Origin of the sequence: Cryobacterium breve, assembly GCF_004402375.1 — a bacterium.
Taxonomy (GTDB): domain Bacteria; phylum Actinomycetota; class Actinomycetes; order Actinomycetales; family Microbacteriaceae; genus Cryobacterium; species Cryobacterium breve.
In genome coordinates, this window is the sequence record NZ_SOGJ01000003.1 from 20,248 (window position 1) to 35,303 (window position 15,056).

The window sequence follows — 15,056 nt, forward strand, 5'->3', positions numbered from 1 at the left end:
GCAGCATCGTGACTCGCAGCGATTTCATGCAGTCGCCCGGTGAAAAAGCGTTGGCTGCATGGCGGGACGGCCGAACGCCAGCGATGCTGCAGTCGGACACCCCGGTGACGCTTCACACGGCACAGATTCCGCTCGGACAGCCACTGCGACTCGGCACGGACGTGCCATCGACCAGAACCGATGGCAGCTTTGTCGCAGAGGAACCCTTTGCGGATCGCTTGAGCGATTGCGTCGTCTGCGGGGGCGAGACCTGCGAGACTCACCGCCTGTCAACTCAGGCGAGTACTCAGAAACGACGCGCTGTGTCCCCAGTTCTCATCGGATTCGTGGGGATGATCATCGTTCCGATCTGTATCGTGCTCGCGACCAACTCCTGGGATCCTCCAGGCCCAGCAGACTTCGTCCGGATGGCGTTCGGGACGGTGATCGCCTCGACCTTGGCGACGGTGGCGGCTTGGTGGCTGGCGCTCAACCGTATGAAAGCGGGTCGGAGTGACCGCTACTGGTTCTGGAGAGTGGCTGGCATCTTCACCTTCTCCGTAGTCGGCAGCATCACCGGCGCAGCCGAGACGCTGCTGACGCAATTGACTAATCTCTAGGTCGCCAATCCTCGGCCGGGCAACCAACCGTGACCGCGTCATGCAGTCATCAGGTGAAACGTCGCTACGTCCACGACATCGTGGCCTTCGAGGTCGGGGTAGTGCGTGCGTAGTGCTCCGCGAAGTGCGTCCGCGTCGGGGAGGTCTTCTTGGCGGGCGTCGTCGTTACTCAGGTGATCGAAGCGGCGTGATTCGACGCTTTCGATCTGGGCGTTGAGGCGCCGAATGGTGTCTCCGTCGTCGAATACAAGCACTGCTGATCCAATTTGGATGGGATCGTGGTGGCGGATTGTGATTGTCTTCTGGCCCGAAGCGATGCTGTCGTAGTAGCGAGGGTTGAAGTAGATGATTCTGGGGCCGGATGCGGGGTCCGGTGCCGCGTAGCTGCGGGGTAGGAGATCGCGTATGGGTTCCGCTGTCACGTCGCCGCCGGGGAGGGGCAGGATGACTGCCACGTCGGGGTGAAGGTCGAGCAAGACCTGTCGGCATCGGCCGCACGGAGCGAGCACCCCACGGTCATGGTCACCGACCGCGACGATGGTGACGAGGGGGCCAGCGAGGGCTTGCGCGGCGGCGGCGATGACGACGAGTTCGGCGCAGGGCCCGCCTGTGAAGTGGAAGACGTTCACGCCCGTGTGGACATTGCCTTGGGTACCCATGGCCGCCGAGGCGACCGTGTGCGTGTCATTGTCTGGCAGTGATCGCACTATCGCTTCGGCGGCAGCCACGAGACGACGTTCGTTATTTTCCAGCACGGGCCCAGTCTCGCATCGACACCGGACCCGACTCGCTCTGCGGACTCAAACGAGTTCTCGAATTGCGAACGTCCTACGGACGCGTTTCATTGCAGGCTCAGGGGCGAAGCAACCGAAAACCGATATGAATGTGAGTGCCGGAGCTGTGCGGGCGAAACACGAGCTCGGGCCAGAAGGAACCGAAAAGGCCACAGACGACGTGACGGTTGCGACAGGCCTTGCGGTGCACCCTTTCAACCACACGCCGGACGGGAGTCAGAAATTGAAGCTCACGGAGCCGGCGTTGATCGAGTTGACCGTTAACGTGTAGGGGTTGCCGTCACAGTTCACAACGAAGGCGTGAGTGGCCACGGCTCCAGGATCGATCGTGGTCGGAAACTCATCGACAACATACCCGCGAACCGAATCCCCCGTCTTGACATCGGGGAACGGGAGATTCCATTCGAGCGAGCTTGACCCATCGAACACCTCAATGTCGTCTTCGACGAACTTTGCTGTGCGGTTGCTCCCGTTCTCGATCTTCACCCCAACGCCGCAGTATCCGTCGAAGTGGGTCATCTGCTCCGCTCTGAACTTGAGACCGCCGCTAGATTCCTCCTCGAACGGGCCCACCGTGCAGCCGGTCATCAGGCAAGCGACCACCACCATCGAGAGTCCAGTGGGTACAATCCGTGAAGTTCGCATGGCTTGAGGATGGCATGGATGAGTTCACGTTCGAACTCGGCAAAGGCGGCGCCGATGCCGAGGCAGACTCCAACGGGCTGAGTTTGCTCACAACCTGCACGGCTTTCTTCAAGCCGCTCCCGCATCACCTCCGTGCGCAACAGCTCCCACACTGCTGCGGCGTCGAGCTGATCGCCCTGCTCGGCATAATCCAGCAACACCTTCACCTCAGGCATGTGCAACAGGGGAACCTTCAACGCCGCAGCACACGTGTCTAGGTGTTCGTCATGGAAGCACGGGAATTATGCAACGGTCTGTTGCACATTTGTATTAGTCCAACCGTGATCGGGACGGTTTATCCCTCAGACGGTGAGATCTTCCCAAACGAAATTTGTGGTCTCGCCCGTTACCCAGTCATGACGAAGAATTGCATAGGCGACTGATGCCAGCGGGTGCGAGCCGGTCACGGGCCAGCCCTCGCGGTAGTGAGCTTCCTTGATGAACCCTGAGCGAAGGAAAGTCTTGCGCATCGCGATGTTGTCTTCGCGGGTCTGCCCTTCGAATCGATTGATGTTCGGCCATCGCTGGAAGACCTCGGCGGTGAGGGCCCGCAGAATGGGTGCGCCCAACCTGCGGCCCCGAGCGGCCGCGGATAGCCGCAGGTCGAACAAGGGTGCGTCGTCGAGGAGGTCTTCGAGGATCACAAGGCCTATGCGCCCTTCGGATTCCGTTTGGACCCAGAAGCTCGCGTGATCGGGGCCGCCGAATGCTCCGTCGGAGATCTTGCGCTCAAGATCAGTGCGGGACGGTCTGGCGTTTACGTGGAAGGGGAACTCGTTGGACAGCGTGAACTGCATAAGTGCAGCGTGGTCGGCTGGCAGGTCGAGCGCGGCAAACGTGATGTCCATGCTGCTATCTCCTAGGTGATCGCGTGAACGGGCGCCGTTTGGGCTGAATCGAGCCCGTTCAAGCTGGGCCCGATGTCGTCGATGACTCGATCTATCCATTCGAACCGATCGAGCTGTTTGATCTCGAGGGGAAAGAACCAGCCGACAGCGGACAACTCCTCCGTCTCGAGGATGGGCGGTTCCTCGGCGAGGTGGCAGAGGTAAACGGTCGTGACGTAGCTCACGACGTCACCGTTGGGATACTCGTTCGTCAAGTCGCCGCCACCATAGCTATCGACCACGAGGACAATGTCGACCTCGAGTCCGAGTTCCTCTTTGACTTCCCTGCGCAACGCTGCCCGAGGATCCTCCAGCGGTTCGATCCCGCCTCCGACGAATCCCCATCGGTCGCCCGCCACGTGCCGAGCAAGTAGATAACGGCCGGCACCGTCGATTATCACTGCAGTCACGCCAGGCAGGATCAGAAGTCGGGACCCGATGAGCCCGCGAATCGCACTGACGTGCTCGGAGAGCGACATAAGACTGAGGCTATGACACAGTTCCCGAAATATGCTCCGCCGCTTCCAAAAGGATTGGGGAACCTTGAGTAGGACAGCTACAACGTTCCGGGAGCAGATCTCCTAACGCGTCGGCTGAGTCTCAGCATGTGGGCTGGGTTAGCGTGGGCGTTATGACGCGCGTGTGGCTGACGAAATGGGAATGGGCGTGCTGTGGCGATGCTTTTGCCATCGGCGATGAGGTCGACTTCGGTATCGAGACACGAACGCCGCATGCTGCTCTCGCTGAAATGCTCGGGCCGGAACTTTTCGCCACGGTGGACACGATGGAGTCGCACCATGAGGAGGAGCTCCCCGATCGTGTGCGCGGCAGGGTCATCGCGGTACACGCGGTCACACAGGACGTCATCGAGCGTCGGTCTCTGCGTCAGCCCGGCCACGGCGCGCCGCCCGAATCGATCAGGACGGCGGACGGTGACGAGAGGGCGATGGTCGGCCGCGATTTTGGCAATGGAGCGTTCCTAGCAACTTGGCCCTCTCGATACATGATCGAGATCGAGCCAGTTGCGAATACAGCGAGGTTGACCTCGGTTCAGGGAGTTCGGCTGAGCATCGACGAAGACGCCGAACCGCTCTCTTACGCCGGAGAGTTCGCTGTTCCACCGCCCGAGCAACGCCGACGCTCACTGGAGGGCTGGCTCGTCGACATCCAGGAACACGCATAAAGTGTCCGCTCGCGGAACCCTCACCGGTCCGAATCGCGGCCGGACGACCGCACGTTCGCCACGACCGGTCCGGTGCGTCCCACGCGCCGCCGGATGTCAGGCCCGAGCACGGGGCGCACCCGCATCTCTTTGGGTAGGTGACGCCGAAAGCACAACAGGGTGGGCGGATGAACCGTAGTGGCGTGGGCTGGGCGTCGTGAGCAGGACGCCGTGAGTCCGAGGGGCAGCGCGATACTGAGTCTGAGTGTAGGCTTCGTCGTATCCGTTTTTGTGGGGAGCGGCTTCCTGCTGTCGCTCGTGCGTGATGAGCTGCACTTCCAGTGCAGTTTCCTGCGGATGGGCAGCGATGATCCTGGCTCGTTCTATTGCGCGGACGGTATCAGTTACATCGGCGTTGAGGTGGGTACGTTCGGTGTGTACGGCGTGATTCTGCTGGTCGCTCTCGGTATTGCCTCGGCCGGCCGGACAACTGCGGGGATGCTGCAGTCGCGGCTCATGGCAGGGATCTCGATTCTTCCCATTGCCATGTTCAGCTGGTCCACGTGGTACGCGACAAGCGCCCGTTCTAGTGACCAGGCACCTGGTGTCAACTATTGGGTCCAGCCCCTTCTCCCCGTGACAGTGGTTCTTGTTACTACCGTGGCCGTCATCCTGGCGGCCGGGCTGATTTCTCGGCCTGGGGTGCGCACGGCCGGATTCCGAGTGGCGATGGCCTTGTTCGTCGCGGCCGTTTTCATTCAGCCTGGCAGTCTCTCGGCCGTCGCTGTCGCCCTTGGAATATTGGCTGCGGCAATGTTTCTTGAGCGTCGGGTGCCAAAAAAGATCGAAAGCCCCCCGGTCACTTCCGTCAAGAAGAACCTTTAGGACATAATCCGCGGCATCCGACAAGTCAGGCGGGAACGCTAAGGGGGGCATCCGCGATTCCACGCCGGCAAAGGTCGAAAACCGTCACCATCGCCGGTGTCGGAGGACCTGCAGCCTAGCGAAGTGAGCGCAGGTAGCGTCTACGCGCGATTCGTTGGGCAATGAGCAGCAGCGGGTAGAGAGCACGCCAGGGCTGCTGTGGCGCACGGCGCGTGAGTGAGCGCACGGTTAGACGCACCTCGTCGCCCCGTCGGTGCACGATGAACGCCTCTTCGCCACTGACCGGGTGCCCGGGCATGGTCCGGTAAGCGAAGCCGACCCGGTCGAGCTCCTTGACGACGGCCACGACCTCCACTGGCTCAACGACGATCACCTTGAGTAGACGTGCGGTGACGACGACGCGGTCGCCCTGCGAAACCGGGCCGGTCGAGTCGACCGCAAACCCGCTCGCCGTTTTCACCCGCCAGCAGAGTACATCCCGGGTGACGCGCTCCCAGACAGCGTCACCACGTCCCACGACCGCCGATACCTCGGAGCGCCGGTATACCCGGTCGCTCGAGGGCCAGTCGCGAAGCTCAGGGCTGGTCATGCGTCACGTCCTTCACTGCGTCCAGCGGGCTCTTGACCGGATCCTCGCTCGTGCAATTGTCCGCGACGTCGCGAACGCGAGCCACTGATTCGCAGATCGCTCCAGCTGAAGCCGTCTGAATCGGGCAACGCGTCGCGGATTTGTGCGTCGTTGAAGGCGAGATGTGGACGGAGATCGTCCGGTAGCTCCGCAGCCGGCAGAGCAGCGTCCGTGACGCCTTCGGCCAGCATTCTCGCTTGGGCTTTCGCCAGAAGCGGCACCGTCATCGTCCATTCTGTGAACTGCGCGAGGACATAGTGGAACGCGACCGGCAATCGGACGATGACCAGGCGGCGGTTGAGAACTCGGGCAACTCGACGAGCGGCTTCGCTCAGCAGCAGGGTCTCGCCGCCGCGGACGGCGACGGTTTGATCTGTCAGGCGCGTGTCGAGCGCGGCGACCAAAACGTCAACAAGCTCACCAACCGGGACGGGGCTGATCGACTTCTCCCGAAGTCCAACAGAGGCGAAGATCGGGATCGTCTGGATTGTGCGGCTGAGGTGATCGACGAGGTGGTCGCCGAGGCCGTAGATCATTCCCGCTTTCAGAATCGTGTAGGCCAAGCCTGAAGAGCGAATCATCTCCTCGGCCGCCCATTTTGACTCGTGGTACGGCGAACCGGATCCTGGGCGGGCGCGCAAGAAGCTGAGCATCACGATCTTGCGGACGCCCGCGCGTCGTGCCGCTTCGATCACCGCGGCCGTACCTTGCACGTGGACACGGTTGAAGGTCTGCTCACCTATTTCACGGTTGATGCCTGCGCAGTGCGCCACCACTTCGCAGCCCTCAAACGCCCGTGTCAGCGCATCCACATCATCGACGGGCGTGCCAGAGCGGCGAGACACTATCGACACGTCGGACGCCGGGAATCGTTCCGCGAGGTGGATGCCGACGAATCCAGTTCCACCAGTAATGGCTACTCTCATAGTCCGACTATGGCGTACCCCGCAGCTCCTCGTTACAACCTGGTCCGTCCCACTCGCACAATGCCCGAAACCGTCCCAAAAGCCGGACCCTCATGGGCACAGAGCCAAGCCCGTGTTGGCGTGGATGAGCAGTGCATGCGAGTGCGGAATTTGTGCAGCCGAGGACGGAAATCGACAGCCATCACCCGACTCCACCTTGGGGCGGCCGTATCGCGTAGACCCCGCCCGCACGGGATTCGCCTTCAGCTCCGCTTTTTGAGAACACAATTGCTTGAAAAGCGTACTCTGGTTATACTTTCCAAGTATGAGCGTTGTTGTTGAGCCGATTCTTGAGGAACTGGCTGCCGGCCAGTGGGGTCTATTCACCACGGCTCAGGCGCGGGCGCGGGCTGTGAGTCGCGCCAATCTCTCGCATCGGGAACGAGATGGGCGACTCGAGCGTCTCGCCCACGGCGTGTACCGGCTCGGGGGAGTGCCGGTCGCTGCTCTGGATGATCTGCGCGCCGCCTGGATGTCGACCGAACCCATGGTGCTGGCGTGGGAGCGGGTGAGTACCCCGCGAGTTGTGGTGGGCGGGGCGGCCGCGGCAGCTGTTCATGAGTGCGGCGATATCAATCCAGTCCCGTATCGCCTGATCACCAGCGAACGGCGCCAAACGCAACGAACCGACATTGTCTACAGCCGGCGCCAGCTGGATTCCCGCGACGTTGTGGTTGTCGGGGGCCTCCCGGTGACGAGCATCGAACGAACGGTCGCCGACCTGGTCGACGAGATCGGCGACCTGTCCCTGGTCGGCGACGTGCTGGCCGACGCGACCCGGGGAGAACGAGCGGTCGACCTCGGACACCTCGGCCTTCTGCTGACACCGTTCGCCGCACGATACGGCCACCCTCGAGGCGATGGCCCAGCTCTGCTGGAACAGCTCCGCCGGAGCGCGGGGATCGATGATGTCGCCGCGGCGCGTGCGCTCGTGCGACGGCCTGCTATCGGCGCCGCCCTCGAGGGAATCGTCAGCCAGGCAGTGCGGGAACAGCTCAGAACCATCGTCGTCGGCCTACAGTCCCAGCTGGCGGGGAGCATCGAGCTGGGCGAACACATCGAGCGGATGATCGCACCGGTACTCGTGGAGCAGAGTCGCCTCGTGTCCGAAATCACGGATACCGTGCTCGCCCCATTACTTCAGCGCCAGCGTGAACAACTGGATCAGATCACGAAATCCATCGCAGCGCAGTTATCGGAATCGCTGCCGAACATCACCACTCCTGCGATCGCCTTCTCGGCCCAAACCGGGAACTCGTCGGCTCCGACAGTCGGCGCCACAGAAAGTCCAGCAGCCAAGGGGAAGAACAATGATCGCTAGCGACCCGTACCCAGATGGCCGCGCGGTGCTTTCCGCGATCAGGGAGAAGGCCCGAGCGGCGCGGCGGAATCATCGATAGGCGATACGCGAGTACCGTTACGAATCGGAGTCCCCCCACTCCAACGATTAGCCCCGGTACTCATACTCGTCTGCCCCAGGCGATACATGCCGGGGCTTTTTCGTACTCCGCAGTTCGGCCAGGCAATAAGAGGTAGGCAGCCGCTGGCAGGCCGGGCATTCGTGAAGCCAAGCGATATCACGGGACTTTATAAGGGCTTCTATGATCGAGTAAGCGATTCGTTTACTCGGGGCTATATTGTTTTAGTTATGGATCTTGCGACGAACCCTTTCAAGCCCGGCGCGGGGCGAGTGCCACCGGTTCTTGCCGGCCGTTCCGATCTGCTCAGCGAATTCCGCAACCGGCTCTACCAGGCACGGGAAACGGGGGAGGGGGAGCGACCCTGGATCCTGTCCGGTCTCCGTGGCGTGGGTAAGACAGTGCTGCTCAATCAGCTCGGACGAGACGCGGCTGAGCTGAAGTTGATCTTCATCAAAGTCGAGGCCTCGAGCAGCAAGCCTCTGGCTGTCGCGCTGGCCAAGGAGCTCCACCTCGCACTTCGACGAGTCCTCTCAAGCTCTGACCGTGCCAAAGCGCTCTGGTCCAAGGCCGCCCGAGTGCTTCGTTCATTCCAAGTGCGTGTAGACCCGTCCGGGACCTACTCCTTTACTGTCGACATTGAACCGGAACGCGGCGTGGCCGATAGCGGCGATCTCGCCGTCGATCTCCAGGAGCTATTGGAGACCATCGGGCTTGCAGCGCGTGAGGCCAACACGGTTATCGTGCTGGCCGTCGATGAACTCCAAGAAGCCTCATCCGAGGATCTCGCCGCTCTCAACGTCGCCCTGCATAACCTCGGTCAAGACGTCTTCCCCGTCCCAGTCGTCTTCGTCGGCGCGGGGTTGCCGTCCCTGCCTGCCGTGCTCGCTGACGCGACCAGCTACGCGGAGCGCCTCTACGACTATCGTCAGATCGGTTTGCTCGACACCGCCGCGACATCTGACGCCCTCACTGCCCCGGCACGTGCCAACGGAGTCGAGTGGGAGCCTGACGCCCTGGACGCAGCGGTGACAGCTACGGGGGGATACCCATACTTCATTCAAGCCTGTGGCAGTCATGTCTGGGCCGTCAGGGCCACGGACACAATTTCTCTGCAGGACGCCCAAATCGGGATCGAGTCAGCGCGAAGTGAAGTGGAACAAGGCCTGTATCAATCGAGGTGGGAGCGGGCTACACCGACTCAGCGGGCCTTCATGTCCGCAATGGCCATCGACGACGATGCCCCCTCATCAATGGCCGAACTCGTGACCCGGTTGCGGAAGAAGCGCACGACGGACCTCTCCGTCAATCGCCGAGACTTGATCCGGAGCGGTCACATCTACACGCCAGAACGCGGTTTCGTCGCATTCACCGTGCCCGGCATGGCTGACTTCATCAGCAGACAAGGGGAGTAGCCCGAGCCATCCGCGCCGACGCCAGCACCTGCTCACGCTTCGTGATCGGCGACATGCCGTGGGACGAGTGTGGCGCGCATCGGGCGCGTGGCGCGCAGACCCCTGCGACAGGAATGTAGGAGCCGCCAAACTCACAAGACTCACAAGACTCACAAGACTCACAAGACTCACAAGCTGCTCGCCCCACAGCCCCTCTCAAGAGTGCGGTTCTTGATCGTGATCTGGTTGAGCAAACGCGGTCAGGACGTGAGCACCGTCACGTCAAGCGCGGGCGTAGCGCGACGCGAGTTGACGCAGGGTGGCTTCGATGCCGGCGGCGTTCTTCTGAGGAACGCCGAGCAACTCGAAGACCTTGCCCTGCACAGCTGGGACGGTGCTGTAGTCGAACGTCTCAGTGACGCGTGTAGACGTGGGCGTGAGTGGCGCGAGTTCCCAGCGCCACCGGTGGCCTGCTGGGTGACGCCATTCCACAATCTGACCGTCCTCGAAGCGCGTCACCGTGCTGGTAATGCGATACCGGACGCCGAACTGCTTCATCGCTACCGAGAATCGTGCGCCCTGGCTGAGCCTCCGCGGCCCCGACACCGTGTCGCGCACGGTGCCCGAGCCGTCCAGCTCACCGTGACGGTGCGGATCAGCCACCAACGCGAAAACGTCGTCTGCCGACACCGGCACCTCGACAGTGCGCGCGACTTGGCGCGGTCCTTGCTCAACCTGTTCGACCGTCATGCTGCCCAGCCTAAGCCGCGGCTACGTAGGACCGCGCCGCGGCCATGACCTCTCGGGAACGTCCCTCCGACAGCGCTTCGGCCGGCGAAGCATCACCCAGATCCGGGTTCATACCCATAAACCACGCCCTAACAACGTCAGCCGAATGAACCAAACAGAGGATCTCGAGCACCTGAAATGTGTCTCTGAGGAGCTTTTCACTCGCCTGCGGCGGCCGCACCGTTGCGTGTGCCCAGCGAGCAAGCGTGCGGGCGTTCTTACCCACGATCACCCCCAACAGCGCCTGACCCAGTTGCGCTTGCAACACCGCTGCGATCTCAGCAACGCTCAAACCCACGGAGCGTACGTGTGCCGCGCGGTCAGCACCAAAACGAGAACCATCCCCGGTTGCCGTATTAATCATGAACCGAGGCTACCATTTGGCGGGTGTTATGACAGGTAGTTTGTCGGACGATATGACCGATAATAGTTATTATGACAGCTTATGGTAGCGGTAGCCGGCGACTTAGTACTAGATGCTGGACTAGCGCTATCATCAGGCGCTACTCGCCAAGTTGGTAGTGCACCTCTTGCAGAATGTGCCGCATAGAGCTCCCCCGATATCAAGGAGTGGGCCGACGGCTGGTCGATGAGCTATGACGGCACCTTATTCCGGCGCGCGCACGGCCCTGGCGATAACACGTTCACCGAGCCCAGCGAGCAAACGGACGCGCTCCGCGGGTGCCGCATACAACCTCAATCAAAACCGCCTGCAAGCGTCGCATCATTTCTTCGTCACTGTTCGCCGCCGGAGCACGCCGAGGCGTGAAATCGACTCAGAGCATCACATGGATGAATTTCTTGGCACAAACGTCCAGGCATCGTCCGCCCCGTGCGTATGAGTATTTGCGGGTTTGGGGGCCAGCGAATATTGCCTTCGGGGGCCACCGGTATTGCCTTTGGGCGCCACGCAGTCGCGCGCGGCCGGGGCCAGCGTGCGCCCGACCGCACGGGTGCCAATGCCGTGACCTGGCCGGCGGTGCGTTCTCAAATGTTGTGGCTGTCGGTTCGGCCCAGATGGTGTTGTGCACGATGCGGTCCATGATGGCGTCGGCATGAACTCTGGAGCCGAGGCGCTGGTGCCAATCCCGTTCCGAGTATTGGGTGCGGAACACCATTGATACCTGGTCGTAACGTCGCTCGAGGAATTCCAACAGCATGCTCTCGGTGCTTTCGTCGGGCTCGTCCGGGAGCCACTCATCGATCACCAACAGTGAGAACGCGGCGTACTTGTTCAAGAACTTCGTATTCCCGGCGGGTTGGTCGCAGGCCAGCCGCGGGGCCCATTTGAGCTCTGGACGGAAGGAGCTAAGCCGATGGCCCCCAACACGTATATTCGGTGGCCCCCAGAAGCGCAAATACTCACGTAGGGACAAGTCGGAGCAAGGGGCAGGGCGTACGGGGGTACGGGGCACCAAGCTCGAATCCTTGAGCATCATCCCCGAACCTAACGAGGCGAGCGACCATGTCACGGGTGATGTCTTAGCGTCAGTCAGACGGCTGTTCCGTTAACGATCTTTGGACAGCGAGCTGGGGTCGCCGCGTGAAAGCCATAGATTCGCGGTTGATACTACAAGCCAGGCAAGGCCGCCCTCAAATGTCCACAGGACCTGCGAGGAGGGGTCGACGAAGTAGTTGGTCACAAACAGCAGCGTGAGGGCGCTCGAAGCAGTGAAGCATCCAGCAAGTAGCGATTGTTCGTAAAAGAGGAGGAGAAACATCGACCTGACGGTGGTCCCTGAGAACCGATAGCTTGCGATGTCGCTTGAACGGAATCGATTGACGACCAGACCCATTACTCCGCAAAGAATACCCAGCGTGATCGGGAGGAATCGATCGAGTCTCGACAGGAAGGTTTCGACGGGGTCGACGCTGTCGGTGAAGCTCACCTTGCTAGTCAAGGTGCCTCCTGTAGCGACCAAGCCACTGGACAGGCGAGGAACAGATTCGGCTACTTCCGAGAACCAGTCGAGTACGACTATGCAACGATCAACGCTGGATTGAGTCGGCAGGAATGGCACGGACATCGCATTTCCGAGATCGATTCCTGACGGTTCTTTGTGGCCCTGGCTGACTGATTGCGTGGATCCATCTGGCATGAGAAAACGTCTATCTACTCCGGTATAACCGAGCTCCGAGCCGACAACCGCATCCACGCGCCCAAGCTCCGGGAGGAGGGACGAACTCACACTGAACACTTGAACGGCTGGACCGAGTTGAGTGAATTTCGCCGAGCCAATCAGGCTTATTCCTCCAGCGCGCCTCACGCCGGGCTCCGATGAGATCGCCTCACAGCTGGACCGATCTATTTTCGTTGGTACTGCGATGTCCGCGCCCTGATAGATGACGATGTTGCGCCCCTTGGCTTCACTATCGACAAGCAGTTGAGAGAAGGCGTTCCATTGAAACGCCGCGACGAGGGATACGCCTATGCCCGCCAATAACGCAAAGCCAAGAACGAGAAGTAGTCGAGAATCTCGCGAGAACACGTTGCGGTTCGCTTCTCGCCACAGATATTGCTTCTTCCATCCATCACGCTGAAACGGCGCCATGCTCCCTCCTTACTTGGACAACATCCTGAGCAGCTTCGACCAGGATTGGATCATGGGTTGCCACTACAATCGACGCAATTTCTCTTAATGACAGCAATAGCTCGGCTATCTGAAACGTGTTTGCTGCGTCCAAGCTGGAGGTTGGCTCGTCGGCGAAAATAATCGGCTTCTCCGCAGCAAGCGCGCGAGCAAAACCCACTCTCTGCAATTCGCCTCCGGACAAATGCCTCGCTAGGACGTGTGCTTTATCCCCCAAGCCAACCTTCTGGAGCTGAGCGTGCGCTATTTCTCGTGCCGAAGTGAGGTCTCTTCCGGACGCGAGCGCACTCAATAGCACGTTGTCCAGCGCGCTACGTGCTCCGAGGGAATTCGCCCCTTGGGGCACCCAAGCGATTCGTTGCGCATTGGGCAAGTCAGTCGTTCCATTCGGATGCCGATATCGTATGGTCCCTGAGTCAAGTCGCTGGAAGCCTGCCATCGCCGCGAGAAGTGTTGACTTTCCACTGCCGGATGGGCCGACCAGAGCAGTTACCCGCCCGCTCGCTATGGTGCAGGAGAAGTCTTTGAGGACTATGAGCGGTCCGAAAGACTTTGAAGCGTTCTCTACATCTATGAACACTTGGACTGCACGCTGGGTGATGCTGTCGACGGATCTCGGAGGATTGACAACCCTACGATGCCGACATCGGTGAACACCTGACCTAATTCACCAGCAGCGGGCGCAACGCTCGCGAGAGGTACAGCCCTATACTCAAGGCCGTCCGGGGAGGTAGTCGAATCGATTTTGGTCACGGCGACAACACAACTCTCACCGTTGGCCCCCATCAGGATGCTGTTTCCGGGTACCGCGGCTACAACGGTCGACTTCTGCTTGCGGAGCATCAATCCCGCGTAGCTGGCTTTGAGATCAGAGCCAGTCGCGTCAGACCCCGGTGCCTCGCTTGCTGCCGAGACGGTACCCAGGGCGGCTGAAGCAAGCGCAAATTTGTAAAGCTCCAACACCGCAGTCGCGTCAAGAGACGTTAAGGTTGACACCACGATTTCACTGCTGTCGCTCGCAGAGACGAGTATCGGTTGGTCTGCGAAAGCAATGAGGTCACCGTTCTCCGCAGCAGGTGTGAACTTCGCCGAGATTGGGAGCGGAGTGCCTTCTATTACAGCGTCGCCTTCGACGAGAACGTCTCCCAATGTTGGAAGAATAGTTCCAACGGCTGTCACGTTTGCGGGCACATATGCGACCCGTGCGAAAGAAAAGACCTCGCTGCACGCAAGGAAATTGGCTTTTTGGAATGCGCACACGGCGTCCTCCGTATCGACGCCAAACTTCCCGTTGACATTTTCCGTGGAGTCTTCTAGAAAGCCTCCCGAAACCAAAAAACGCTGCATGGCGGCCACATCAGTGCCAGACATCCGAGGTTCTAGATCCCGATACAACGGAGGAGTCTGCGGCATCGCGAAAACCGGCGACCCGTCAACGTCAAAAAGTCGGGTCCCGCTGGAGATAGCCTCCGTAGGATTCACAGACAAGGCAGTCAGGCGGCCTGAAGTATTGGACTTGACCGTTCCAGCCTCGCTCAGAGTGAAGTCGAGCACGACGGATTGCCGGAAATCTGCCTCGCGTGAACCAACCTGAATTACCGTCGGTAGCGTCGCAGTGACCGCCGCTCGTTCACTCCGCTGGGCCACGGGAATCAACAGCACGAAGACCAGAATCGGAATCGCCATGCACAACAAAGCTGGCGCCAGGTATCGGGCATCCCGTATCCAGTTGGCCCTAACTGCATCCGGCATCTATGGCGTCGTCTGTGCGCATTGGTCGAATGTCATATCGTTCTCATTTAGTTGTCGATTCATCTCGTCCATTGTTGTCAGCGGGGCGATGCCACTCGCTGACAGACAGTCCGCAATTAGTTTCGCAGTCTTGGACGAATCTTCGTGACTAATCTGCCACTCAATATCGAGATTCTTGAACTCCGAGGTGTAACAGCGATCGTCGTCGCCAGACACAACAGCTTCTGCTGGAACTCCGAACGAGTGAACGTCATATTGCACACCGCTGTCGATGATGGCGTAGCCGGCGGCCGACAGGCAGCCCACATAGCGCCTATATCCAGATTCATAGTCGTCGTGAGTGACTACTCCATCGGCCAGGGCAGCTTCTTGCACTGCTGACGCTTGCGCCCTCTGGGCTGTCGGCTCCGCTGACGGCCCCGCTGACGGGTCGCTCGTAGAAGCAGAGCAACCCGTCAGCAGCGTCAATATCGAAGCTGCACATAGCAACCTGTATTTCATTGAAATC

At 60.6% G+C, this 15,056-nt stretch carries 18 protein-coding genes and 1 pseudogene; 5 read left to right on the top strand and 14 right to left on the bottom strand.

The features are described 5' to 3' along the window. Positions 1-8: 8 nt before the first annotated feature. Positions 9-599, top strand: coding sequence for a hypothetical protein (locus tag E3O65_RS00180; RefSeq protein WP_134361740.1), 591 nt, complete (start codon positions 9-11; stop codon positions 597-599). Between the two features lie 38 nt (positions 600-637). On the opposite strand, the gene E3O65_RS00185 is transcribed toward E3O65_RS00180, so the two are convergent. From E3O65_RS00185 to E3O65_RS00205, 5 genes are all read right to left on the bottom strand, one after another. Further along, positions 638-1,354, bottom strand: a complete 717-nt coding sequence (locus E3O65_RS00185) for an ASCH domain-containing protein (protein WP_134361741.1) — start codon at positions 1,352-1,354, stop codon at positions 638-640. Positions 1,355-1,609: 255 nt separating this feature from the next. Then, positions 1,610-1,912: a hypothetical protein gene (locus tag E3O65_RS00190; protein ID WP_134361742.1), complete on the bottom strand. Its 303-nt coding sequence runs from the start codon at positions 1,910-1,912 to the stop codon at positions 1,610-1,612. Between the two features lie 68 nt (positions 1,913-1,980). Continuing rightward, positions 1,981-2,253, bottom strand: a complete 273-nt coding sequence (locus tag E3O65_RS00195) for a hypothetical protein (RefSeq protein WP_134361743.1) — start codon at positions 2,251-2,253, stop codon at positions 1,981-1,983. A 126-nt stretch (positions 2,254-2,379) separates the two neighbouring features. Further along, on the bottom strand, positions 2,380-2,925 hold the full coding sequence (locus E3O65_RS00200) for a GNAT family N-acetyltransferase (protein ID WP_134361744.1): 546 nt from the start codon (positions 2,923-2,925) through the stop codon (positions 2,380-2,382). Positions 2,926-2,936: 11 nt separating this feature from the next. Further along, the gene (locus E3O65_RS00205) at positions 2,937-3,443 is read right to left on the bottom strand and encodes an NUDIX domain-containing protein (protein WP_134361745.1); all 507 of its coding nucleotides are present in this window, start codon (positions 3,441-3,443) and stop codon (positions 2,937-2,939) included. A 152-nt stretch (positions 3,444-3,595) separates the two neighbouring features. Here E3O65_RS00205 and E3O65_RS00210 point away from each other — a divergent pair, with 152 nt between their 5' ends. Next, positions 3,596-4,147 (top strand): DUF6578 domain-containing protein, encoded by a 552-nt coding sequence (locus E3O65_RS00210; protein ID WP_134361746.1) that lies wholly within the window; start codon positions 3,596-3,598, stop codon positions 4,145-4,147. Between the two features lie 210 nt (positions 4,148-4,357). Beyond that, on the top strand, positions 4,358-5,011 hold the full coding sequence (locus tag E3O65_RS00215; protein WP_134361747.1) for a hypothetical protein: 654 nt from the start codon (positions 4,358-4,360) through the stop codon (positions 5,009-5,011). 115 nt (positions 5,012-5,126) lie between these two features. Here E3O65_RS00215 and E3O65_RS00220 read toward each other — a convergent pair whose 3' ends face one another. Together E3O65_RS00220 and E3O65_RS00225 are read right to left on the bottom strand one after the other, a co-directional pair. Then, entirely contained in the window at positions 5,127-5,600 is a 474-nt protein-coding gene (locus E3O65_RS00220) for a DUF1990 family protein (protein WP_134361748.1), read from the bottom strand. Further along, entirely contained in the window at positions 5,597-6,565 is a 969-nt protein-coding gene (locus E3O65_RS00225; protein WP_134361749.1) for an NAD(P)H-binding protein, read from the bottom strand. The genes E3O65_RS00220 and E3O65_RS00225 overlap by 4 nt, the downstream gene beginning before the upstream one ends. A 304-nt stretch (positions 6,566-6,869) precedes the next feature. Here E3O65_RS00225 and E3O65_RS00230 point away from each other — a divergent pair, with 304 nt between their 5' ends. Further along, positions 6,870-7,925 carry a type IV toxin-antitoxin system AbiEi family antitoxin domain-containing protein gene (locus E3O65_RS00230; protein ID WP_134361750.1) on the top strand — a complete coding sequence of 352 codons (1,056 nt, stop codon included), beginning with the start codon at positions 6,870-6,872 and terminating at the stop codon, positions 7,923-7,925. A 327-nt stretch (positions 7,926-8,252) separates the two neighbouring features. Then, entirely contained in the window at positions 8,253-9,437 is a 1,185-nt protein-coding gene (locus E3O65_RS00235) for an ATP-binding protein (RefSeq protein ID WP_166785599.1), read from the top strand. A 261-nt stretch (positions 9,438-9,698) separates the two neighbouring features. Here E3O65_RS00235 and E3O65_RS00240 read toward each other — a convergent pair whose 3' ends face one another. From E3O65_RS00240 to E3O65_RS00270, 7 genes and pseudogenes are all read right to left on the bottom strand, one after another. Continuing rightward, complete coding sequence (locus E3O65_RS00240) at positions 9,699-10,166, bottom strand: SRPBCC family protein (protein ID WP_174722246.1); 468 nt, start codon at positions 10,164-10,166, stop codon at positions 9,699-9,701. Between the two features lie 10 nt (positions 10,167-10,176). After that, positions 10,177-10,569 carry a hypothetical protein gene (locus tag E3O65_RS00245; protein ID WP_134361753.1) on the bottom strand — a complete coding sequence of 131 codons (393 nt, stop codon included), beginning with the start codon at positions 10,567-10,569 and terminating at the stop codon, positions 10,177-10,179. A 643-nt stretch (positions 10,570-11,212) separates the two neighbouring features. After that, a pseudogene (locus E3O65_RS17665) lies at positions 11,213-11,476 on the bottom strand (ATP-binding protein); the annotation flags it as partial. Positions 11,477-11,713: 237 nt separating this feature from the next. Continuing rightward, positions 11,714-12,757: a hypothetical protein gene (locus tag E3O65_RS00255; RefSeq protein ID WP_134361754.1), complete on the bottom strand. Its 1,044-nt coding sequence runs from the start codon at positions 12,755-12,757 to the stop codon at positions 11,714-11,716. Continuing rightward, positions 12,738-13,376 (bottom strand): ABC transporter ATP-binding protein, encoded by a 639-nt coding sequence (locus tag E3O65_RS17510; RefSeq protein ID WP_166785600.1) that lies wholly within the window; start codon positions 13,374-13,376, stop codon positions 12,738-12,740. Before E3O65_RS17510 ends, E3O65_RS00255 begins: the two co-directional genes overlap by 20 nt. After that, positions 13,367-14,482, bottom strand: a complete 1,116-nt coding sequence (locus E3O65_RS00265; protein ID WP_166785601.1) for a peptidoglycan-binding domain-containing protein — start codon at positions 14,480-14,482, stop codon at positions 13,367-13,369. The genes E3O65_RS17510 and E3O65_RS00265 overlap by 10 nt, the downstream gene beginning before the upstream one ends. Positions 14,483-14,548: 66 nt before the next feature. Continuing rightward, a complete protein-coding gene (locus E3O65_RS00270) occupies positions 14,549-14,923 on the bottom strand; it encodes a hypothetical protein (RefSeq protein ID WP_134361756.1) in 375 nt (124 codons plus the stop codon). Positions 14,924-15,056: the final 133 nt, after the last annotated feature.

Coding starts and splice junctions, on each gene's coding strand:
- E3O65_RS00265 (WP_166785601.1), bottom strand. CDS start 14,482: ATGGCGATTCCGATTCTGGTCTTCGTGCTGTTGATTCCCGTGGCCCAG.
- E3O65_RS00245 (WP_134361753.1), bottom strand. CDS start 10,569: ATGATTAATACGGCAACCGGGGATGGTTCTCGTTTTGGTGCTGACCGC.
- E3O65_RS00235 (WP_166785599.1), top strand. CDS start 8,253: ATGGATCTTGCGACGAACCCTTTCAAGCCCGGCGCGGGGCGAGTGCCA.
- E3O65_RS00230 (WP_134361750.1), top strand. CDS start 6,870: ATGAGCGTTGTTGTTGAGCCGATTCTTGAGGAACTGGCTGCCGGCCAG.
- E3O65_RS00240 (WP_174722246.1), bottom strand. CDS start 10,166: ATGACGGTCGAACAGGTTGAGCAAGGACCGCGCCAAGTCGCGCGCACT.
- E3O65_RS00205 (WP_134361745.1), bottom strand. CDS start 3,443: ATGTCGCTCTCCGAGCACGTCAGTGCGATTCGCGGGCTCATCGGGTCC.
- E3O65_RS00210 (WP_134361746.1), top strand. CDS start 3,596: ATGACGCGCGTGTGGCTGACGAAATGGGAATGGGCGTGCTGTGGCGAT.
- E3O65_RS00200 (WP_134361744.1), bottom strand. CDS start 2,925: ATGGACATCACGTTTGCCGCGCTCGACCTGCCAGCCGACCACGCTGCA.
- E3O65_RS00255 (WP_134361754.1), bottom strand. CDS start 12,757: ATGGCGCCGTTTCAGCGTGATGGATGGAAGAAGCAATATCTGTGGCGA.
- E3O65_RS00190 (WP_134361742.1), bottom strand. CDS start 1,912: ATGACCCACTTCGACGGATACTGCGGCGTTGGGGTGAAGATCGAGAAC.
- E3O65_RS00195 (WP_134361743.1), bottom strand. CDS start 2,253: ATGCCTGAGGTGAAGGTGTTGCTGGATTATGCCGAGCAGGGCGATCAG.
- E3O65_RS00220 (WP_134361748.1), bottom strand. CDS start 5,600: ATGACCAGCCCTGAGCTTCGCGACTGGCCCTCGAGCGACCGGGTATAC.
- E3O65_RS00225 (WP_134361749.1), bottom strand. CDS start 6,565: ATGAGAGTAGCCATTACTGGTGGAACTGGATTCGTCGGCATCCACCTC.